Annotated in this window: 19 protein-coding genes; 9 read left to right on the top strand and 10 right to left on the bottom strand. The window is 72.5% G+C overall.

Annotation, left to right across the window (positions count from 1 at the left end; genetic code table 11):
- The first annotated feature begins 191 nt into the window (after positions 1 to 191).
- Positions 192 to 722: a hypothetical protein gene (locus R2B67_RS14160; protein ID WP_317818236.1), complete on the top strand. Its 531-nt coding sequence runs from the start codon at positions 192 to 194 to the stop codon at positions 720 to 722.
- Between the two features lie 65 nt (positions 723 to 787).
- On the opposite strand, the gene R2B67_RS14155 is transcribed toward R2B67_RS14160, so the two are convergent.
- From R2B67_RS14155 to R2B67_RS14145, 3 genes are read right to left on the bottom strand one after another with little or no spacing between them, the layout of a single operon-like run.
- Positions 788 to 1,564, bottom strand: coding sequence for an enoyl-CoA hydratase/isomerase family protein (locus R2B67_RS14155; protein ID WP_317818235.1), 777 nt, complete (start codon positions 1,562 to 1,564; stop codon positions 788 to 790).
- Between the two features lie 3 nt (positions 1,565 to 1,567).
- A complete protein-coding gene (locus tag R2B67_RS14150) occupies positions 1,568 to 2,020 on the bottom strand; it encodes a Zn-ribbon domain-containing OB-fold protein (RefSeq protein WP_317818234.1) in 453 nt (150 codons plus the stop codon).
- A gap of 12 nt (positions 2,021 to 2,032) precedes the next feature.
- Positions 2,033 to 3,181, bottom strand: a complete 1,149-nt coding sequence (locus R2B67_RS14145; protein WP_317818233.1) for a lipid-transfer protein — start codon at positions 3,179 to 3,181, stop codon at positions 2,033 to 2,035.
- 103 nt (positions 3,182 to 3,284) lie between these two features.
- Here R2B67_RS14145 and R2B67_RS14140 point away from each other — a divergent pair, with 103 nt between their 5' ends.
- From R2B67_RS14140 to R2B67_RS14130, 3 genes are all read left to right on the top strand, one after another.
- Entirely contained in the window at positions 3,285 to 4,841 is a 1,557-nt protein-coding gene (locus tag R2B67_RS14140) for a FadD3 family acyl-CoA ligase (protein WP_317818232.1), read from the top strand.
- Between the two features lie 77 nt (positions 4,842 to 4,918).
- Positions 4,919 to 5,212 (top strand): hypothetical protein, encoded by a 294-nt coding sequence (locus R2B67_RS14135; protein WP_317818231.1) that lies wholly within the window; start codon positions 4,919 to 4,921, stop codon positions 5,210 to 5,212.
- Positions 5,212 to 5,607, top strand: coding sequence for a PIN domain-containing protein (locus R2B67_RS14130; protein WP_317818230.1), 396 nt, complete (start codon positions 5,212 to 5,214; stop codon positions 5,605 to 5,607). The genes R2B67_RS14135 and R2B67_RS14130 overlap by 1 nt, the downstream gene beginning before the upstream one ends.
- A 159-nt stretch (positions 5,608 to 5,766) precedes the next feature.
- Here R2B67_RS14130 and R2B67_RS14125 read toward each other — a convergent pair whose 3' ends face one another.
- On the bottom strand, positions 5,767 to 5,949 hold the full coding sequence (locus R2B67_RS14125; RefSeq protein ID WP_018510713.1) for a hypothetical protein: 183 nt from the start codon (positions 5,947 to 5,949) through the stop codon (positions 5,767 to 5,769).
- Positions 5,950 to 6,177: 228 nt separating this feature from the next.
- Entirely contained in the window at positions 6,178 to 9,141 is a 2,964-nt protein-coding gene (locus R2B67_RS14120; RefSeq protein ID WP_317818229.1) for an SARP-family global regulator AfsR, read from the bottom strand.
- A 305-nt stretch (positions 9,142 to 9,446) separates the two neighbouring features.
- Here R2B67_RS14120 and R2B67_RS14115 point away from each other — a divergent pair, with 305 nt between their 5' ends.
- Positions 9,447 to 10,667 (top strand): amidohydrolase family protein, encoded by a 1,221-nt coding sequence (locus R2B67_RS14115; protein ID WP_317818228.1) that lies wholly within the window; start codon positions 9,447 to 9,449, stop codon positions 10,665 to 10,667.
- A gap of 60 nt (positions 10,668 to 10,727) precedes the next feature.
- Here the strand turns inward: R2B67_RS14115 and R2B67_RS14110 are convergent, their stop codons facing one another.
- Together R2B67_RS14110 and R2B67_RS14105 are read right to left on the bottom strand one after the other, a co-directional pair.
- Positions 10,728 to 11,567: a MerR family transcriptional regulator gene (locus R2B67_RS14110; RefSeq protein ID WP_317818227.1), complete on the bottom strand. Its 840-nt coding sequence runs from the start codon at positions 11,565 to 11,567 to the stop codon at positions 10,728 to 10,730.
- Between the two features lie 199 nt (positions 11,568 to 11,766).
- The gene (locus R2B67_RS14105) at positions 11,767 to 11,970 is read right to left on the bottom strand and encodes a cold-shock protein (protein WP_003967102.1); all 204 of its coding nucleotides are present in this window, start codon (positions 11,968 to 11,970) and stop codon (positions 11,767 to 11,769) included.
- 307 nt (positions 11,971 to 12,277) lie between these two features.
- On the opposite strand from R2B67_RS14105, the gene R2B67_RS14100 reads away from it, so the two are divergent.
- The 4 genes from R2B67_RS14100 (at position 12,278) to R2B67_RS14085 (ending at position 17,435) form a co-directional block, all read left to right on the top strand.
- A complete protein-coding gene (locus tag R2B67_RS14100) occupies positions 12,278 to 13,171 on the top strand; it encodes a menaquinone biosynthetic enzyme MqnA/MqnD family protein (RefSeq protein ID WP_018510709.1) in 894 nt (297 codons plus the stop codon).
- Positions 13,172 to 13,460: 289 nt separating this feature from the next.
- Positions 13,461 to 15,335: a serine/threonine-protein kinase gene (locus tag R2B67_RS14095; RefSeq protein WP_317818223.1), complete on the top strand. Its 1,875-nt coding sequence runs from the start codon at positions 13,461 to 13,463 to the stop codon at positions 15,333 to 15,335.
- Positions 15,336 to 15,406: 71 nt separating this feature from the next.
- On the top strand, positions 15,407 to 16,606 hold the full coding sequence (gene mqnC, locus R2B67_RS14090; RefSeq protein ID WP_317818222.1) for a cyclic dehypoxanthinyl futalosine synthase: 1,200 nt from the start codon (positions 15,407 to 15,409) through the stop codon (positions 16,604 to 16,606).
- A gap of 166 nt (positions 16,607 to 16,772) precedes the next feature.
- Positions 16,773 to 17,435 (top strand): imidazolonepropionase-like domain-containing protein, encoded by a 663-nt coding sequence (locus R2B67_RS14085; RefSeq protein WP_317818221.1) that lies wholly within the window; start codon positions 16,773 to 16,775, stop codon positions 17,433 to 17,435.
- 33 nt (positions 17,436 to 17,468) lie between these two features.
- Here R2B67_RS14085 and R2B67_RS14080 read toward each other — a convergent pair whose 3' ends face one another.
- The 3 genes from R2B67_RS14080 to R2B67_RS14070 are packed head-to-tail and all read right to left on the bottom strand — an operon-like array spanning position 17,469 to position 19,582.
- Positions 17,469 to 18,533, bottom strand: coding sequence for a DUF3152 domain-containing protein (locus R2B67_RS14080; protein ID WP_317818220.1), 1,065 nt, complete (start codon positions 18,531 to 18,533; stop codon positions 17,469 to 17,471).
- Positions 18,530 to 19,033: a hypothetical protein gene (locus tag R2B67_RS14075; RefSeq protein ID WP_317818219.1), complete on the bottom strand. Its 504-nt coding sequence runs from the start codon at positions 19,031 to 19,033 to the stop codon at positions 18,530 to 18,532. The genes R2B67_RS14080 and R2B67_RS14075 overlap by 4 nt, the downstream gene beginning before the upstream one ends.
- 9 nt (positions 19,034 to 19,042) lie before the next feature.
- The gene (locus tag R2B67_RS14070; RefSeq protein ID WP_164237415.1) at positions 19,043 to 19,582 is read right to left on the bottom strand and encodes a SigE family RNA polymerase sigma factor; all 540 of its coding nucleotides are present in this window, start codon (positions 19,580 to 19,582) and stop codon (positions 19,043 to 19,045) included.
- Positions 19,583 to 19,636: the final 54 nt, after the last annotated feature.

The following is a 19,636-nucleotide window of genomic DNA, read 5'->3' as shown; positions in this document are numbered from 1 at the left end:
CGACGCTACGCCCGGACGATCACCCCCGCCACGCGGACGCCGCCGACCGCCGTGAGGATGCCCCGTCCCGCAGACCATGACCGGACCGTGACAGGGCCATGACCTACATGCCGAGGCCATCCGTCATGCTGAGGGACGGCAGCACGAGGAACGACAACACACGGGAAACGACAACAAGGGGGGCTGCATCCATGATGCGGCGACAGATGAAGCTCGCGGCGGTCCTGGTCGTGGTGGTGCTCGCGCTCACCGGGTTCTCGACGTCCACCAGCGGCGGCAAGGGCAGCAAGAGCAAGGGCAGCAGTTCGGGCGGCGGCTGCTCCAACTCCAAGAAGAGCAACAGCGGTTACCGCCACACCGACTACAGCGACGACGACTACGACGACTCCTCGTCCTCCGGCTCGTCCGGCTCCTACTCGACCCCGACGCCCACCGCGTCCGACGAAGCCCTCGACGTCCGGGTCATCCGCTGTGCCGCCCCGCGCAAGGGCAAGCGCAAGGCGGTCACCTCGTCGCTGCTCGAGGTGCGTTCGAACTACCCGGGCACGCAGGCGTACGAGATCGACGTGCGGTTCGTCGACGCCCGCGGCAGGACCGTGGACACGGCCGAGGCCACCACGATCCTCAACGTCGGCGAGGAGGACACCCTCACCGTACGGATGGACAGCCCCGGCCAGGTGTCCAAGGTCAAGCGCTGCGAAGTGACCGCCAAGGCGGTCTGACCGCACGATCACCCGCACACCCGCACACCCGCACACCCGCACACCCGCACACCCGCATCACCCGCTCACCGCACCCGAGGCTCCCCGCCCCCGCCCCGCGCCCCGAACAGCTCCGCCTGCCGGTCCGGGGGCAGGTTGCCCAGGGAGATCAGCGCCGGGGCCTGGGCCATCGCCTGGGTCCTGGCCGCCTCCTTCGCCGACCACACCGCCCGCACCGTGCCCTGCACCGCCTCCGTCGGGTACCCGGCGATCACCGCCGCCGCCCGCAGCGCTGCCGCCACCGCGCCGCCCGGCTCCGTCACCTCACTCACCAGCCCGACCGCGTACGCCCGCTCGGCGCTCACCCGTTCCGCGGTGCCCATCAGGGCCATCCGGGCCACCTCCCCGAACGGCATCCGCTGGGCCATCGCGATCGCCTCGTACGCCGAGACCATTCCGTACGTCGTGTGCGGGTCGAAGAAGGTCGCCTCACGCGAGGCGACGACGAACTCCGCCTCGCCCAGCAGATAGAACGCCCCGCCGCACGCCATCCCCTCCACGGCCGCGACCACCGGCTTCCACAGGTCGTTCGCCTTGGGCCCGATCCGCAGGAGGGGATCATCGATGGCGTACGGGGACGGCGGCTGCGGGACCTCCACGCCCCGGTCGATCCCGGTGCAGAAGGCGCGGGTGCCGGCCCCGGTCAGGACCACGGCCCGCACCGACTCGTCGTACCGCAACTCCCGCCAGAGCGAAGCGAGTTCCCCGGCCGTCTCCAGGTCGATGGCGTTGAGCTTCTCAGGCCGGTCCAGGACCACGAGCGCGACCCCGCGCTCCCGGTCCCGCTCGATGCGCAGGGTCATCGCTCACCGCTCCAGCAGCCAGCGGACGAGCGTGAAGCCGTCGGGTCCCACCGGGCAGAACACCGCCCGCACCGGCGCCCCGATCCGCAGCCGCCCCGGGTCCACCGAGTTCAGCGGCGCGTCGGCGGAGGCGACGACGTTCCCGGCAAGACGGATGTGCGGGGCCTCCACCAGCTCCACCAACACGGCGTTGTACGGGGCCTGTTCGGCGTAGGCGGGGAGCAGCGGGGGGTGCGGGATCACGTACGACCAGAGCCGGCCGCGCCCGCTCATCGCCCGCCACGCGCTGTCGAAGGAGCCGCAGTGCGGGCAGCAGGGCCGAGGCGGGAAGCGCAGTTCGCCACAGGCGGGGGCGGCGCAGGATTGGACGCGCAGCTCGCCGCGGGCGGCGTACTCCCAGAAGGGCGCACCGTCCTCGTCGGTGACGGGAAGCAGCAGGGATTCGTTCACGCCCATGTCCTCAACTCCTCAGTTCCGCAGCAGAACGGCCGATGTCGGTACGCCCTCGCCCGCCGTGACCAGGCAGGTCGCGGCGTCCGGCACCTGGGCGGTGGAGGTGCCGCGCAGTTGCTTGACGCCCTCGGTGATGAGGTTGAACCCGTGGACGTACGCCTCGCTCAGCCCGCCGCCCCCGGTGTTGATCGGCAGCCGCCCGCCGCTTTCCAGCGCCCCGCCCTCGGTGAACGCGCCGCCCTCGCCGCGCCCGCAGAAGCCGTACCCCTCCAGGGAGAGCGGGACGAGCGGGGTGAACGCGTCGTAGATCTGGGCCACATGGACATCGTCCGGCCCGAAGTCGGCCTGCTTCCACAGCTGTCGGGCGGCTGTCCAGGCGGGTCCGGTGAGCGGGTCGTCGTTCCAGTAGTTGACCATCCCGTGGTGCTGGGCGGGCAGCCCCTGGGCGACGGAGTGCAGATACACCGGCTTCTGCCGGCAGTCGCGGGCCCGCTCGGCGGAGACGATGACACAGGCCAACGCCCCGTCCGTTTCGAGGCAGTTGTCGAAGAGGCAGAGGGGTTCGCTGATCCAGCGGGAGGTCATGTACATCTCGCGGGTCAGCGGGCGGTCGTACATGATCGCGGCCGGGTTCTGGTTGGCCCGGTTGCGGCAGGCGAGGGCGACGTTGAAGAGGTGGTCGCGGGTGGCCCCGTACTCGTGCATATAGCGCCGGGCCAGCATCCCGATCTCGTCGGCGGGGCGGAGAAGCCCGTAGGGGCGGGTCCACTGGGCGGGGGTCGGCAGCTGGACGGCGGTGTTCTTCCAGGGGCGGGGCCCGGACCCGCGTTTCCGTGACCGCCAGGCCACCCCGACGCTCGCCTGGCCGGTGGCGATGGCGCCGGCGAGATGGCCGAGGGTGGCGCAGGAGCCGCCGCCCCCGTACCCCACCTTGCTGAAGAAGGTGACGTCCCCGGCGCCGATCGCCTTGGCGACCTCCACCTCGTCGGTCTCCTCCATCGTGTACGAGGCGAAGCCGTCGACCTCCGAGGGTGCGATGCCCGCGTCGTCGAGGGCGGCCAGGATCGCCCGGCAGGCGAGGGTCTTCTCGGACTCCGGGAGCCGTTTCGCGAACGCCGTCTGCCCGATCCCGGCTATCGCCGTCGCGTCCTTGAGTGTCGCCATCCGCCAACCTCCCGCACTCCCGCGCCTGCTGACAGCGGCAGAGGCTACCGTTAATCTGACGGATAGTCAGCTAGTGCGGCGGCGGCAGGAAGGCGGGCGCGTGATGCGAGGCGACGAGGAGTGGGGCTCCATCCCCGGGCTGGTACGGGAGGCGGCGCGGCGGTACGGCCCGGCGGAGGCGGTGGTCGAGGGCCGCACCCGCCTCACGTACGCCGAACTCGGTGACCGGGTGGAGCGCTCCGCCGCCGCGTGCCTGGCCGCCGGGGTGGAGCGGGGCGACCGGGTCGCGATCTGGGCCCCGAACACGCTGGACTGGATCGTCGCCGCGCTCGGGGCGGTGAGCGCGGGCGCGCTGCTGGTCCCCCTGAACACCCGCTTCAAGGGGACGGAGGCCGCCCACATCCTGCGCCGCAGCCGGGCCAGGCTGCTTTTCGTCACCGGCACGTTCCTGGGGACGTCGTACGTGGCGTCCCTGCGCCGGTCGGAGGTGAAGCTGCCGAACCTGGAGCGGGTGGTGGTGCTGGCGGAGACGGCCCCGGAGGACTACACGAGCTGGCCGGAGTTCCTGGCGGCGGGGGAGGGGGTGCAGGCCGCCGCCGTACGGGAACGGGCGGCCGCCATCCGCCCCTCGGACCCCTCCGACATCATCTACACCTCGGGCACCACGGGCGCCCCCAAGGGTGCGGTGATCACGCATGCGCAGACGCTGCGCGCGTACGAGATCTGGAGCGAGCTGGCGGGCCTGCGCGAAGGCGACCGCTATCTCATCGTCAACCCCTTCTTCCACACCTTCGGCTACAAGGCCGGGATCATCGCCTGCCTGATGCGGGGGGCCACGATGGTCCCGCAGCCGGTGTTCAACGTGGACACGGTGCTGGCGAACATCGCGGCGGAACGTATCTCCGTCCTGCCCGGGCCGCCCACCCTCCACCAGTCCCTCCTGGACCACCCGGCCCGCGACGCCCACGACCTGACCGCCCTGCGCCTGGTGGTGACGGGCGCGGCGGTGGTCCCCCTGCGCCTGGTGGAGCGGCTGCGTGGCGAGCTGCACATCGCTACGGTCCTCACGGCGTACGGCCTCTCCGAGGCGAGCGGCATCGTCACGATGTGCCGCCGGGGCGACGCGCCGGAGACCGTGGCCACCACGTCCGGCCGCGCGATCCCCGGCACCGAGGTCCGCGTCCTGGGCGGCCCCGGGGAGCCCGGCGAGATCCAGGTCCGGGGCTTCACCGTGATGAGCGGCTACTTCGAGGACCCGGAGACCACGGCCGACGCGCTCACCCCGGACGGCTGGCTCCGCACCGGGGACGTGGGCGTCCTGGACGCGGCGGGCAACCTGCGGATCACGGACCGGATCAAGGACATGTTCATCGTGGGCGGCTTCAACGCCTACCCGGCCGAGATCGAACAGCTCCTCGGCCTCCACCCGGACATCGCCGACGTGGCGGTCGTCGGCGTCCCCGACCCCCGCCTCGGCGAGGTCGGCAAGGCGTACGCGGTCCGCCGCCGGGGCGCCACGCTGACGGCGGACGACCTGATCGCCTGGTCCCGCCGCGAGATGGCGAACTTCAAGGTGCCGAGGGCGGTGGAGTTCGTCCCGGAGCTCCCGCGCAACGCGAGCGGCAAGGTGGTGAAGGGGGAGCTGCGGGGGCGGGGGTAGCGGACGTTTGTTCGACTTCGCCGGGTGGGGTGAACGGGCCGGGGCCGACGCCGTGAACCGGCGGTATGGTCGTAAGTATGGCAACCAAGAAATACACGGTCACCCTGCCGGAGGAGCTGGCGGAGGAGATCCGGGCGGAGGTCGGCCCGGGGGCCTTCAGCGCGTATGTCACGCGGGCCATAGAGCGTCAGCGCGAGCATGACCGGCTGGGGGAGCTGGTGGAGCGCCTGGAGGGTGAGTACGGCCCCGTCACCGACGCGGACCTGGCCGCCGCCGAGGCCGAGCGGCGCGAGATCGAGCAGTGGTTCGCGGACCAGGCGGCCGGCCGGGCACCGGCCGGGGCCGAGCGCCGGAACGCGGCGGCTGCCTGATGCCCGAGATCTCGTACGTACTGGACTGCGAGGCCCTCTCGCGGGCGGCCCTCGGCGACGCCGGGATGAAGAGCCGTCTCAAGGGCGCCCACCGGGCGGGTATCCGTGTGGTGACCAGCTCGACGACCCTGGTCGAGGCCTACCACAGCAAGATCCGGCGCCCGGTGTGGGACTGGGCGATGTCCGGCGTAGTGGTCGAACCCGTCAGCAAGGGGATCGCGGACGAGGCGATTCTGCTGCTGCGGGAGACCGGCCTGCACGGCCATAAGTACGCCTTGGACGCGATCCTCGCCGCGATCGCGAACCGGCAGCGGGGCCCTGCCGTCGTCTTCACCTCCGACGCCGACGACCTCACCAAGCTGTGCGCCCCCCGGGTGCAGGTCCGGGCCCTGTAGCCCCGCCCGCCCTCATTCCCCGCACGCCCGAAGGGCCCGAGCCCATCCCCAGGCTCGGGCCCCTCTGCGTACGACAGCCGCGACGGCTCCCCCTCCACGCCGCCGCGGCCGCTCCCCCGTACGTACCCCCCCGTACCCCCGTATCCCCGTCGTGAAGGTCTACTTGATGGGCTCGCTCGTGGCGTGGGCGTCGCCCAGCTTGCCCGCCGGCTCGCCCGTGGCGTGGGCGTCGCCGAGCTTCGTCACGGGCTTGGTGGTGGCGTGCGCGTCCTGCGTGGTGATGTCCTCGCCCGTGGCGTGGGCGTCCCCGTTGGGCTTGAGGTTGTCCTTGTTGGCGGCCATGTCAGTCAACTCCTGAAAATGGTGACGTGATGATCGGGCGGGGCCTGCCCGGCTGTTCCCCCGTGGACTGCCGGGCAGGCCCTCCAGGGCCGTTCACCATAGTGGTGAGGCCGCAAGCCGATCCGTCTGCCCCCCGACGCGACGGATCGATGAGTCAGAGACTGTCGGTCGGCGATAAACGAATGATGAACGCGGCCCGAGGCGTGGCCCGAAGCGCGGCCCGAGGCGTCAGCTCACACCCGCCGGGTTCAGCAGAGCGCGCACCGACGCCGCCTCCGGCGAGCGCAGCTCCTCGAAGATGGCCAGCGCCTCGCTCCAGCAGACCTGGGCCCGGTCCCGCTGCCCTATGGCCGTCAGGCCACGGCCGAGCACGGCCAGGACGCCTGCGCGGCGCCAGTCCCCGCCGATGCCGCGGAGCACGGCCAGCGCCTGCTCCGCGTGGGCGGCGGCCTGGGCCCCGTCCTGCTCGGCGAGGTGCAGCTCCGCCAGCCGGAAGAGCGTCATCCCGTGCCAGAGCTGCTGCCGGCTCTCCCGGAAGATCTGGAGCGCCTCCAGGAGGGCGTCGCGGGCCCGGGGCATCTGCTCGCTGCCGATGAGCGCAAGACCCAGAGCGTACTTCCCGTTGGCCAGCCGCAGCGCCAGGTCCGTGGCGTCGCCCTCGTAGATGGCGACGCCCTGCTGGGCGAGGTGCACCGCGCTGGTGGTCCGGCCGGTGGCCAGGTGGACCCGGGAGAGGTTGCACAGGGCGGCCGCCTCCCCGGGCTTGTTCCCGTCGGCCCGGAACGCGGCCATGGCCTGGGTCAGATGGGCCTCGGCGTCCTCGTGCCGGTTCTCGTACAGGGCGATGATGCCCCGCTGGTTGGGCGCCTGACCCAGCGAGACCGGGTCCTCGGCCCGCTGCCCCAGGGCGAGGGCCCGGCTGGCCTCCTGGTCGGCCTCGGCGAACCGTCCCGAGACGCTGTGCACGTGCGACAGCATCGTGCGGGCCCTGGCCTCGGCCTGCGCCTCGCCGGCGGCGCGGGCGGCGTCGCTCACGGCCTTGGCGGCGGTGGCGAACTGGTGCGAGTTCGCACCGGACTCCCCGAGGTCGACCACGGCCATGAGGAGGTCCGAGGCGCGCTTGGGCATCCCGATGGCGGCCGACTGGCGGGCGCAGGCCAAAAGTCCGCTCGATTCCGTGAACAGCCAGTCGAGAGCGGTGTCCCGGTGGGGGAACACCAGTCCCGGGTACGCGGTCCGGGTGAAGTGGTCCAGGACCCGTTCCCCCGGCCGCTCCAGCGCGTACACCCCCGCCGCCGTCGCCAGGTAGAAGTCCAGCAGCCGCGACAGCGCCAGCTCCCGTTCCACCGGCGGCTGTTCGTCGCGCTCCGCGCACGCACGCGCGTAGAGGCGTACGAGGTCGTGGTAGCGGTAGCGGCCCGGCGCGGCCGACTCCAGGAGGGAGGTGTCGACCAGCGCCTCCAGGAGGTCCTCCGCCGTGTGCGGCTCCAGGTTCAGCAGGGCCGCCGCGGCGGCGAGCGAGATGTCCGGGCCGTCCGCGAGGCCGAGGAGGCGGAAGGCGCGGGCCTGGGCCGGTTCCAGCTGGCCGTAGCCGAGTTCGAAGGTGGCCTTCACCGCGAGGTCGCCCGCCTGGAGCTCGTCGAGGCGGCGGCGCTCGTCGGCCAGCTTGCCGGCGAGGACGGAGACCGTCCAGGTGCGGCGGGCGGCCAGCCGGGAGGCGGCGATGCGGATGGCGAGGGGGAGGAAACCGCAGGCGGCCACCACGTCCAGGGCCGCTTCCCGTTCCGCGCCGACCCGTTCCGCGCCGACGATCCTCGTGAAGAGCTGGAGCGCCTCGTCCGGCGCCATCACGTCCAGGTCCACCAGGTGCGCCCCGGCCAGGTCCACCATCCGCACCCGGCTCGTCACCAGCGCCGCGCACCCCGGCGTCCCGGGCAGCAGCGGGCGGATCTGGGCCGCGTCGTGGGCGTTGTCGAGGAGGACGAGGATGCGGCGGCCGTCCAGCGTCGAGCGGTAGAGCGCGGCCCGCTCGTCCAACGTGTCCGGAATCGCCGAGTCCGCGGTGCCGAGCGCCCGCAGGAACGAGCCGAGGACCGTCTCCGGCTCGGCCGCCCGCGCGCCCGCGCCCTGGAGGTCGACGTAGAGCTGCCCGTCGGGGAAGTGCGGGCGGGCCTGGTGGGCGACGTGCACGGCCAGGGTGGTCTTGCCGACCCCGCCGATCCCGGCCAGCGCGGAGACCGCCATCACCGACCCCTCGGCGGTCGCCAGTTGGGCGCCCAGATCCCGTACGAAGGAGTCGCGTCCCGTGAAGTCGGGCACCGTCGCCGGAAGCTGTGCGGGCTTCACGGGCGCCGGCGCCGGGGCCGGCTCGTCCGCCGGGCGGGCCAGCTCCTCGTCGGCCCGCAGGATGCGCTGCTGGAGCTGGGCCAGCTCGGGGCGCGGGTCGACGCCCAGCTCCTCGGCGAGGAGCCGTCGGGTGTCCGCGTACACGGCCAGCGCCTCCGCCTGCCGCCCGCTGCGGTACAGCGCCACCATCAGCAGCTCGCGCAGGCGTTCGCGCAGCGGGTGGGCGGCGGTGAGCGCGGTCAGCTCGGAGACGGCCTCCGCATGGCTGCCCACCTCCAGGTCCAGATCGAGCCGGGCCTCGGTGAGCTGGAGGCGCCACTCCTCCAGCCTGGTCCGCTGGTTCTCCGCGTACGGCCCCGGCACCGAGGCCAGCGCCTCGCCGTCCCACAGCCCCAGCACCTTGTTGATCAGCGTGCGGGCCTGGCAGCGGTCACCGCTCGCGCGGGCCTTCTCCGCCTCGGCGGCCAGATCCTGCGCCAGGGTCAGGTCGAGCGCGCCCCGGCCGATCCGGAGCGCGTACCCGCCGGACTCGCTGACCACCGTCTCCTGGCCCAGGATCTTACGGAGCCGTGAGGCGTACGTACGGATCGTGGCCTTCGCCTGCGACGGCGGGTCCTCGCCCCAGAACGCGTCGATCAGCTCGTTCGCCGTGGCCGTCCGGCCCTCGCGCAGGAGCAGGGCGGCGAGCAGCGCGCGCTGCTGGGGGGAGCCGGACGGGAGCGCCTCGGCCCCGCGCCATGCCCGTACGGGGCCCAGGACGGTGAACCTGAGGGAGTCGGCGGCCCCCGGTTCCTCCGGAGCGCGCTGCTCCGGTACGCGCACGCGTGGCCCGTGATCACGGTCCATTGATGCCCCCTGTCCTGCTCGCCTGCCGGCCCGGACCCGTCGGCGGGTCCTGCCGGTGGTGCCCGTCTCCGAAGGTCCGCCCGCTCTCAGCCGGTTGTCGTCCGCCCGTGCGTCGATGTGCGGTGTACATCCGGATTGCTCGGTACCGCTGGTATCGCGCTCAACAGTCTGCCTTGTCGCGGGCGGGCGCGTCAGCAGTGGGTGACGCTCTGCACAAGCCCTCGACAACGATTCGGGAACCGAATCCCCGTCTCCTGCGTGCACGCCAGCTGACGGTTCGTCAGATCGGCGCTACCGTGGAACGCATGGAGACCTTCCCGAAGATCATCTCGGTGGACGACCACACGGTGGAGCCCGCTCATGTCTGGCGGGACCGGCTCCCGTCCCGGTACGCGGACTCCGGCCCGCGCATCGTCCGCGCACCGCTGAAGGAAATGACCTTCATGGGCGGAAAGTTCGCGCCCGTGATGGGGGCGAAGGGGGACGACGGGCCGGTCGGCGACTGGTGGGTCTACGAGGACCTGCACCGGCCGCTCACCCGCCTGGACACGGCCGTCGGCTACGACAGGGACGAGATCAAGCTGGAGATCATCACCTACGAGCAGATGCGCCCGGGCTCCTTCTCGGTCCCGGACCGGCTCGCCGACATGGACGTCAACCACGTCCAGTCCGCCCTCTGCTTCCCGACCTTCCCGCGCTTCTGCGGCCAGACGTTCACCGAGGCGAAGGACCGCGATCTGGGGCTCCTCGGGGTGCGCGCGTACAACGACTGGATGGTGGAGGAGTGGTGCGGCCCCGAGGCGCACGGCCGCCTCATCCCGCTCACCCTCGTCCCGCTCTGGGACGCGGAGCTCGCCGCCGCCGAGGTCCGGCGCAACGCGGCCCGGGGCGTGCGCGCGGTCGCGTTCTCCGAGATACCTCCCCATCTCGGGCTTCCGTCCATACATACGGACGACTGGGATCCGTTCCTCGCGGCCTGCGACGAGACCGGGACCGTCATCGCCATGCACATCGGCTCCTCGTCGAAGATGCCGTCCACCTCCGCCGACGCCCCGCCCGCCGTCGGCTCCACCATCACCTTCGCCAACTGCTGCTTCTCGATGGTCGACTGGCTGATGAGCGGCAAGTTCGAGCGCTTCCCGGGCCTGAAGATCATGTACGCGGAGGGCCAGATCGGCTGGATTCCGTACATCCTGGAACGCGCCGACGTCGTCTGGGAGGAGAACCGCGCCTGGGGCGGCGTCGCCGACAAGGTCCACCGCCCGCCGTCCGAGCTGTTCGCGGACCACGTCTACGGCTGCTTCTTCGACGACGCCTTCGGGCTGAAGAACCTGGACGCGATCGGCGTCGGCAACGTCCTGTACGAGACGGACTACCCGCACTCCGACTCCACCTGGCCCAGGTCCCGCGAGGTCGGCGAGGCGCAGATGGGCCACCTCGCCCCGGACGTCGTGGACCGGATCGTGCGCGGCAACGCGATCGACCTGCTGGGGCTGACGGAGGACGGGCTCTGGGCGGGGGCGTAGAAGGGCACGTGTGTACGGGGGGTGCGCCGCACTGTGGCGCACCCCCTTGTCTCCCGGTCGTCAGGCCTTGGCCACCGGCTCCTGGAGCTCCGTCACCCACTGGCTCCGGTCCGGCGGGCACTCCAGGTTGACCTCGCGGGCGTACCCCGTGGAGCGGTAGCCGTTCGCGTCCAGCCACCGGGCCAGGGTCTGCGCGGCCGGCAGCACGTCGTCCATCGCGCCCCGGTGCACGATCGTCGCCGCCTCGAACGGGGGCAGCTCCACGACCCGTACCCCGGTCCCACCGACCGGGCCCACCGGGGCCGACACCGTCACCCCCGCGTGCACGACGACCGCGCCGCCGCCCTCGGGGGAGCCGTGCGGGGCGTCCTCGTACCAGGCGATCCCGGGACCGGCCGGCCGGACGCCGGCGCCCTCCAGGAGCGGGAAGAGCTCCTCGTACAGCGGACCGATCACCGGCCCGATGTCCTGCGGCTCGTAGCTCGCGGCGAGCCCGGTCAGCTCGGCCACCCGGACCGCGGGAACGGTCTTGATCACAACGTCGTCGGCAGGCATGTGCCCCTCGCTCTCGATCGACCGGAGCCTCGCCTCGACCTGGGCCAGCCGCGCCGTCGCGGCCGCCACCGCCTCCGCCAGCTCCGCCCGGCGCAGCCGCAGCATCCCCCGCAGCTCCTCCGGGCCCACCCGCTCGTCCAGGACGTCCCGCACCTGCTGGAGCGTGAAGCCGAGGTCCTTGAGCGCGATGATCCGGTTGAGCCGGGCGAGCTGGGCGGCGCCGTAGAAGCGGTAGCCGGTGGCGGGGTCGGTGCGGTCCGGGCGCAGCAGCCCGATGGCGTCGTAGTGACGCAGCATCCGGCGCGACACCCGCCCGTACCGGGCGAAGTCTCCGATGGTGAACATGATGGCTCCCACTGCACGGCTTCACACGGGGTGAAGGTCAAGGGGTACCGGTACCGGTCCGGCGCGTCCCGGAAACAGGCAGCCCCGGAAACAGGCAGGAGCCCCGGAAACAGGCAGGAGCCCCGCTCCTCCGCCGAAGCGGGGGAGCGGGGCTCCTTGGGTACTGCTATGTACGGCCGCGATCGGCCGACCCGGGCAACTAGGCCGGGGTGACGTTCTCAGCCTGCGGACCCTTGGGTCCCTGAGTGACGTCGAAGTTCACGACCTGGTTCTCCTCGAGGGAGCGGAACCCGGACGCGTTGATCGCGGAGTAGTGAACGAAGACATCCGGGCCGCCGCCGTCCTGGGCGATGAAGCCGAAGCCCTTTTCAGCGTTGAACCACTTGACGGTTCCGGTAGCCATAAGCCCTCCTTGGGCCAAAGGGTTGCCCTGCTCCAGAACCTGCAAACAAGTCTGAAAACTACAAAAGCCTGCGGGTTACATGCTCCGCAGGCTCTGTACTGCAAGGGAAACCAAACTGCAACTTGCGAGCGAGCCTAGCACGCAGTCTCCGGAGAGCGGTAGAGGGAAAGATCACTTCACCCGAACGTTTGATTGGCCTGCTGGAGGAGCATCGGGGGAGCGCCGGGGGAGTGCCGGGCGAGCGCCGGGGAGTACCGCGGGGCGCCCCGGTGGTGCCGGGCGCCGGAGGCGGGTCTAGCCTCGCGATGTGGACAATTCAACCGTCTCAGCCAGTGACGCCCCGGCCGGTGAGGGCGACGACCGTCGCAGCCGCCCCCGCGTCGGCCACATCCAGTTCCTGAACTGCCTGCCGCTCTACTGGGGCCTGGCGCGTACGGGGACCCTGCTCGACCTGGAGCTCTCGAAGGACACCCCGGAGAGGCTCAGCGAGCAGCTGGTCAGGGGGGACCTGGACATCGGCCCGGTCACCCTCGTGGAGTACCTGCGCAACGCCGACGACCTGGTCGCCTTCCCGGACATCGCGGTCGGCTGCGACGGGCCCGTGATGTCCTGTGTGATCGTCTCCCAGCTCCCGCTGGAGCAGCTCGACCGGGCCCGGGTCGCGCTCGGTTCCACCTCGCGCACCTCCGTACGCCTGGCCCAGCTGCTGCTGGCCGAGCGGTACGGGGTCCGGCCCGACTACTACACCTGCCCGCCCGACCTCGGGCTGATGATGCAGGAGGCGGACGCGGCGGTGCTGATCGGCGACGCCGCCCTGCGCGCCAACCTGCACGACGCCCCCCGCCTCGGGCTCCAGGTCCACGACCTGGGCCAGATGTGGAAGGAGTGGACGGGGCTGCCGTTCGTCTTCGCCGTCTGGGCGGCCCGCAAGGACTTCCTGGCCGCGCATCCCGAGACGGCGGCCAAGGTGCACCAGGCGTTCCTGGCCTCCCGGGACCTCTCCCTGGAGGAGGTCACCAAGGTCGCGGAGCAGGCGGCCCGCTGGGAGGCCTTCGACGCGGAGGTGCTGGAGCGGTACTTCACGACCCTGGACTTCCGCTTCGGCCCGGAGCAACTGGCCGGCGTCCGCGAGTTCGCCCGCCGGACCGGGGCGGACACCGGGTACCCGGCGGATGTACGGGTGGAGCTGCTCGGCGGCTGAGCGGTTGAGCGCTTGAATGGGTGAATTCCCTTTCCGGTTCCGGGGCAGGGGAATTGGGTGAGGGGCGGCCCAACAACGCATTCGCGCCTTTCCCCGGGGCGAAATCATCCCCTCCTGCCCGGAGAAGGGGGAATGGTCCGGCCGTTTCCCGGTGACCGCGCCGGTGGCGCCCCCTAGGCTTCGGTCCGAGTCCGGACCGACCGCAGGACTCTCTCAGCCACAGGTTCACCAGCCGCAGGTTCACACGGTTCAGGGTTCACACGGTTCAGGGTTCACAGGGGGAGGCCATATGCAGCCGCTGGAAGCGGGCGAACCGCACACCATCGGTTCCTACCGGCTGCTCGGCCGGCTCGGTGCGGGCGGCATGGGCCGGGTCTATCTCGGGCGCAGCGCCGGCGGCCGTACGGTCGCGGTGAAAGTGGTCCACCCCCACTTCGCCCTGGACGAGCAGTTCCGCGCCCGGTTCCGGCGCGAGGTGGAGTCGGCGCGGCGCATCGGCGCGCAGTGGACCGCCCCCGTCCTGGACGCGGACCCGGACGCCCCGGTGCCGTGGGTCGCCACCGGTTACGTCGCAGGTCCCCCGCTCTCCCAGGCGATCACCGAACACGGGCCGCTGCCCGAGCACGCGGTACGCACCCTGGGCGCCGGGCTCGCCGAGGCCCTCCACGTCGTCCACGGCCAGGGCATCGTCCACCGCGATGTGAAGCCCTCCAACGTGCTGCTCGCCCTGGACGGCCCCCGCCTCATCGACTTCGGCATCGCCCGGGCCCTCGGCGCGACCGTCTCGCTCACCTCCACCGGCGTCTCCGTCGGCTCGCCCGGCTACATGGCGCCCGAGCAGATCCGCGGCCGGGACATCTCCGGTGCGGCGGACGTCTTCTCGCTGGGCGCGGTCCTGGCGTACGCGGCGACCGGCGCCGCCCCCTTCTCCGGCGACTCCTCCGCCGTACTCCTCTACAAGGTGGTGCACGAGGAGCCGGAGCTGGGCGACCTGGAGGGCGAGCTGCGCGAGGTGGTCGCCGGGTGCCTGGCCAAGGACCCGGACGCGCGGCCCGCCCCGGCCGACCTCGCCCGCACGCTGGCTCCGGGCGGGGCGGCGGCGATGGTGGCGGCGGGGTGGCTGCCGGGCCGGCTGGTGGGGGAGGTCAGCCGCTCGGCGGTGGCGCTGCTGGACCTGGAACCGCAGGACGCGCCGGTGGGCTCGGGCCCGGTGCCGTTCAGCAACGCGTCACTGGGGGCGGGGTTCGGGGCGGGCGCCGACGCACACGAGGGCCCGGACGCCGATTCCCGTACGGGCTCCGATTCGCGTACGGGCTCCGATTCCCGTACGGGATCCGGCCCCGACCCTCGTACAGGCTCCGGCTCCGGCTTGCCGGGCGTCTTCGGCCCGCCCCTCGCCCACGTACCGGACGGCCCGCCCGGCACCGCGACCGGCGGGTTCCCCGGGCAGCGGGCCCACGACCCCCGGTTCTCCGTCACCGTCACCGCCGACTCGCAGACCGCCACGGGCGGCGCGGACACAGGGACGGGCGCGGATACGGGTGCCGGGGCGCGCCGGAGCCGCCGGGTGAGCTGCACCGTGGCACTGGCCGTGGCGGGCTCGTTCGTGGTCGTCGCCCTCGGCTCGGGCCTGCTCGACGGCCTCTTCCCGGGCGGCGACGCCGACCGCCGCAAGGAGAACGACTCGGCGGCCGCCCGGCCGTCCCCCACCGCCACGGCCACCGCGTCGAAGGAGCCGGAACCCACGTCCTCCGAGGCCCCCACCGATGCGGGCGAGGCCCCGGTGGACGAGGTGCCGAAGGCGTTCGTCGGCACCTGGGAGGGCCCGCTCACCGAGCAGACGAGCGGCCAGCCGCACGGCACGCTCACCGCGGTCTTCACCGAGGGGAAGAAGGGGACCCAGGTCGTCCGGATGTCCACGACCATCTCCCAGCTCGGTATCACCGTCACCTGCAACAGCGTCGGCACCCTCACCTCCGGCACGGCCGAGGAGCTGAAGGTCCGCGAGCGCACCGACCCGGACCGCCCCAGCACCCCGGGCCTGTGCACCACCACCGAGGCCGACCTGGTCTTCCGCCTCGCCGCCGACGGAACGCTCGGCTACCGGTCGAAGGAGCGCGCCGCGGGCCTTCCGTACGGCGACCTCACCCGGTCCGGCCGCTGACGGCGCACGGGGCTGGCGTACGCTGGATCGGTCCGAGGATCCTCAAAAAACCGCCGAAAGGTGACAGCCCGGTGACCGAGAAGGCCGACCTTCAGCCCGTCCTCGACCGAGCCGCCGAGGGCGGTCGGATCACCCCGGAGGAGGCGCTCGACCTCTACCGCTCGGCGCCGCTGCACGCGCTGGGGGCGGCCGCCGACGCCGTACGCCGACGCCGTTACGCCGGTACGGAGCACATCGCGACGTACATCATCGAGCGCAACATCAACTACACCAACGTGTGTGTGACGGCCTGCAAGTTCTGCGCCTTCTACGCGCCCCCCAAGGACAAGGCCAAGGGCTGGACCCGGGACATCGAGGACATCCTGCGCCGCTGCGCGGAGACCGTCGAGCTCGGCGGCACCCAGATCATGTTCCAGGGCGGCCACCACCCGGACTTCGGCGTGGAGTACTACGAGGAGCACTTCTCCGCGATCAAGAAGGCGTACCCGCAGCTGGTCATCCACTCCCTCGGCGCCTCCGAGATCGAGCACATGGCCCGGATCTCGAAGGTCTCCGCCGAGGAGGCCATCAGCCGCATCCACGCCGCCGGTCTCGACTCCTTCGCGGGCGCGGGCGCCGAGCTGCTGCCCGCCCGGCCGCGCACCGCCATCGCCCCGCTCAAGGAGTCGGGTGAGCGGTGGCTGGAGATCATGGAGATCGCGCACGGCCTCGGTGTCGAGTCCACCTCCACCATGCTCATGGGCACCGGCGAGACCAACGCCGAGCGGATCGAGCACCTGCGGATGATCCGGGACGTCCAGGACCGTTCGGGCGGCTTCCGCGCCTTCATCCCGTACACCTACCAGCCGGAGAACAACAAGCTGAAGGGCCGCACGCAGGCCACGCTCTTCGAGTACCTCCGGATGATCTCCATCGCCCGGCTCTTCCTCGACAACGTCGCCCACATCCAGGGCTCCTGGCTGACCACGGGCAAGGAGGTCGGCCAGCTCTCGCTGCACTACGGCGCCGACGACCTCGGCTCGATCATGCTGGAGGAGAACGTCGTCTCCTCGGCCGGAGCCAAGCACCGGTCCAACCGGCTGGAGATCATCGACCTGATCCGCAAGGCGGACCGGGTCCCGGCACAGCGCGCCACCACGTACGAGCACCTCGTCGTGCACGACGACCCGGCGAACGACCCGGTCGACGAGCGTGTGGTCTCGCACATCTCCTCCACCGCGATCGCGGGCGGCACGGCCCACCCGGAGCTCAAGCTCCTCAACGCCAACTGAGGGCCTCTCGTTTGGATCAGGCCGGGCTCGCGTGCCCCGGCACGCGCATCTGCGGCGTTGTCGTCAATCACCATGGCTCCGCCATGCCTCAATCCTCCGCCTTGCAGCTGCACGCGCCGGACCCCGCTCCCTGATCCGGCCTGATCCAAACGAGAGGCCCTCTCCTGTGCTGACGATTCACGCCGCGCCGCTGGTCCTTCCGGTCGGCGCGGCGGCCGTTGCCGGGGGTTCCGGTGGTGGTGCGGTGGCCGTGGACGGCGACCGGATCGCCGCCATCGGGCCGTACGAGGAGGTCGTGGCCGCCCATCCGACGGCCCGGGTCCGCCGCTGGCCCGGACTCCTCACGCCCGGACTCCGTCAGGACCGGGCCCGGGAGCTGCTCACCCGCTGCTACCACCCGGACCCGGGCGAGGCCGACGAGCTGGGTGAACTGCCGCTGTGGGGCGAGGAGTTCGAGCGGGTCGCGGCGACGATGGACACGGCCCGGCGGGCCGGCAGCGTACGGCGCGGGCTCCAGCGGATGCTGCGGCACGGGACCACGCATGTGGTGGGCCCGTTCGGGGCGGACGAGCCGGCGCTGCGGACGGCGGTCGCCCGGTCGGGGCTGGTCCAGGTCCCAGGGCGACCGGGAGACGGCCCGCCGGACCTGGATCCTTTCGCGGTTTCGGGCGGCGACCTGGCCGCCACCGCCCACGGCCCGCTGACCGTGGGCGGCCGCGCGGACCTCGCCGTCTTCGACGTGGCCGACGAGGCGGCGCTGCGCGCGGGCGGGACGGTCCACTGCGTGGCGACGGTGCTCGCGGGTCGGCTCGTGCACCGCGCCCGCTGAGCCCCACCCCAGGCGGCAGTTTGACGACAGGCCCTAGGGCACCTTCGGGCCGCCCAGATAGTGTCCCTTGGCGTCGTACGGCCAGGCGTTGGCGACGCACCCCTTCAGCCCGTCGATCTGCTGCATCATCGCGGGCGCGGGGCGTCCCTTCCCCGGGCAGGTCTCGTGGCCGCGCCCCAGCCAGTGGCCGACCTCGTGGTTGATGATCAGGGCCCGGTACTCGGCGACGGGCCCGTCGAACTGCGGTGAACCCAGCTGCCAGCGCTTCAGGTTGACCATCACCTGTTCGCCGCCACGGCAGTTGACCTCGCCGCGGGTCTTCAGCCCGTAGGCACCGCAGAGCCGGTCGGTGGTCGCCGCGGTGCCAATCTTCACCACCAACCCGGCCGACTTGTCGGTGACTTGGCGGAACGAGCGCTCGCCGCCGTGGCTCCAGCCGCGCGGGTGGGCCAGGATCGTGGCGATCTCTTCGGCGGCCCGGTCGGGGTCGACGCCGATGCCGTCCTCCACCTCGACCCGGTAGGGCTCGCCCTTGCCGGACTTCGTGACGCCCGCGCGGGCGACGGTGAACGTGCCGGGGCCGGAGGCGGGCACGTCGGAGGCCTTGGGCGGGCGGTCGTCGTCGGCCGGGGGAGAGGGGGAGGGGGCGGGCGAGGGCGGTGCGGCGGAGGGCGTCGGGGGTGGCGGGGCCGGGGCGACGGGGGTCTCGGCGTTGTCGTCACCGGTCCCGGTCGTGGGCCCCGCGTCGGCGGTGACGGACGGGTCCCCGTTCTGCCAGGGCCGGTCGACGAGGAGGGCCACCAGGGCCACGGCCGCCAGGGCGAGCACGGCCAGGCCCGCCGTCCGGCGCCGGTTCCGGCGTCTTCGCCGCTCACGGGAGCGGGACTGCGATCGGGACTGCGACCGGTTCCCGGATCGGGACTGCGACCGGTTCCCGGACCGGGACGGGGACCGGCTCCCCGACCGGCCCTCCGCCCCCGCGCGTCCCGGGCCTCCGGTCCCCGCACGGTCCCCGGGGAGGGCGCGCAGCCGGAACGTCTCGGCGTCGCGGGCCGGTTCGTCGCGCGGCAGCGTGCCCGAGCCGCGACGGCCCGTCATGAGGTCGCCCCGGGATACGGCGTGGCGGTGTGCGCGGCCGGGGGCGTGGTGGAGGGAGGCGACGGCGGCGGCGACCAGAGCGGGAACGAGGACGAGGACGAGGGGGAGGGGGAGGACGAGGACGAGGGGGAAGGGGGAGGCGTGGCCGTGGGCGGCGACGAGGGTGCGGGTATCGGCATGCCGGTTACGGGCTCCGTCGGGTCGGGGGAGAGGGCGGGTGTGGGCCGGGTGATGGAAGGGCCCGGGGCAGGGGCGGCGGGTTCGGTGCCGGGTGTCTGCCGCAGCAAGGGTCCCAGCAGGGCGAGGCCCAGCGTCACCGCGGTCACCGCGACGAAGGTCCCCGCCACCGCGAGCCCCCGGCTCCGGACCCGTCGCCGCTCCCCTTCCCGTACGGCGTCGGGCACCAGGTCGGGCAGCGGGGGCAGGGCGTCGGCGGTCCGGTGGAGCGCGTCCCGGAAGATCTCTTCCTCGGGTGAACCGGCGCGGGATTCAGAAGTCATGACCGGCCCTCAGCTTCCGGTGGAGTAGAGCCGGGCATCGCCCATGCGGGCGCGCAGCCGGACGAGTGAACGCGAACACTGGCTCTTCACCGTGGACTCGCTGCACCGCAGCAACGAGGCCACCGACTCCACGCTCAGATCGTCCCAGTACCGCAGGACCACCATCGCCCGTGCCCGGGGCGGGAGTTCGTCGAGCAGGGCGAGCAGTGTGACGCGGAGATCGACACCCGAGGCCGGATCGGCCTGCGGGCGCGGAGGGTTGGACCGGTGGGCGAGCAAGTCCCGTACGGAACGCCGCCGTTCCGCCACATACGTACGGACCAGGACGGTCTTGGCGTAGGCGTCGAGGTTGTCCGCCCGGCTCGCCCGGCGCCAGTGCTGGAACAGCTTGGCCAGGGTCGTCTGCGTCAGGTCCTTGGCCCCCTCCACGTTCCCGCAGAGCAGGTAGGCCGTCCGGTACAGCCGCCGCTGGCCGTCCCGCGCGTACGCCTCGAACGCGGCGACGCTCCCGCCGTCCGCCGCCCCCTCGGGCTCCGCCCCTGCCGGCATCCGCTCTCCCTCTCCTCGTTCCACCCCTTACAGAGTTCGCGGGTGCCGAAAAGG

The organism is Streptomyces cyaneofuscatus (genome assembly GCF_033109485.1).
GTDB lineage: Bacteria > Actinomycetota > Actinomycetes > Streptomycetales > Streptomycetaceae > Streptomyces > Streptomyces cyaneofuscatus.
Note: the sequence above shows the minus strand (reverse complement) of the source record. Positions and strands in the feature narration are given on the sequence as shown.

Bases quoted from the DNA above. Each gene is read 5' to 3' on its own strand.
- R2B67_RS14160 (WP_317818236.1), top strand. From the start codon at position 192: ATGATGCGGCGACAGATGAAGCTCGCGGCGGTCCTGGTCGTGGTGGTG.
- R2B67_RS14080 (WP_317818220.1), bottom strand. From the start codon at position 18,533: ATGACGGGCCGTCGCGGCTCGGGCACGCTGCCGCGCGACGAACCGGCC.
- R2B67_RS14155 (WP_317818235.1), bottom strand. From the start codon at position 1,564: ATGACCCTGCGCATCGAGCGGGACCGGGAGCGCGGGGTCGCGCTCGTG.
- R2B67_RS14070 (WP_164237415.1), bottom strand. From the start codon at position 19,582: ATGCCGGCAGGGGCGGAGCCCGAGGGGGCGGCGGACGGCGGGAGCGTC.
- R2B67_RS14125 (WP_018510713.1), bottom strand. From the start codon at position 5,949: ATGGCCGCCAACAAGGACAACCTCAAGCCCAACGGGGACGCCCACGCC.
- R2B67_RS14135 (WP_317818231.1), top strand. From the start codon at position 4,919: ATGGCAACCAAGAAATACACGGTCACCCTGCCGGAGGAGCTGGCGGAG.
- R2B67_RS14130 (WP_317818230.1), top strand. From the start codon at position 5,212: ATGCCCGAGATCTCGTACGTACTGGACTGCGAGGCCCTCTCGCGGGCG.
- R2B67_RS14105 (WP_003967102.1), bottom strand. From the start codon at position 11,970: ATGGCTACCGGAACCGTCAAGTGGTTCAACGCTGAAAAGGGCTTCGGC.
- R2B67_RS14110 (WP_317818227.1), bottom strand. From the start codon at position 11,567: ATGTTCACCATCGGAGACTTCGCCCGGTACGGGCGGGTGTCGCGCCGG.
- R2B67_RS14150 (WP_317818234.1), bottom strand. From the start codon at position 2,020: ATGGGCGTGAACGAATCCCTGCTGCTTCCCGTCACCGACGAGGACGGT.
- R2B67_RS14075 (WP_317818219.1), bottom strand. From the start codon at position 19,033: ATGACTTCTGAATCCCGCGCCGGTTCACCCGAGGAAGAGATCTTCCGG.
- R2B67_RS14095 (WP_317818223.1), top strand. From the start codon at position 13,461: ATGCAGCCGCTGGAAGCGGGCGAACCGCACACCATCGGTTCCTACCGG.
- R2B67_RS14140 (WP_317818232.1), top strand. From the start codon at position 3,285: ATGCGAGGCGACGAGGAGTGGGGCTCCATCCCCGGGCTGGTACGGGAG.
- R2B67_RS14115 (WP_317818228.1), top strand. From the start codon at position 9,447: ATGGAGACCTTCCCGAAGATCATCTCGGTGGACGACCACACGGTGGAG.
- R2B67_RS14120 (WP_317818229.1), bottom strand. From the start codon at position 9,141: ATGGACCGTGATCACGGGCCACGCGTGCGCGTACCGGAGCAGCGCGCT.
- R2B67_RS14145 (WP_317818233.1), bottom strand. From the start codon at position 3,181: ATGGCGACACTCAAGGACGCGACGGCGATAGCCGGGATCGGGCAGACG.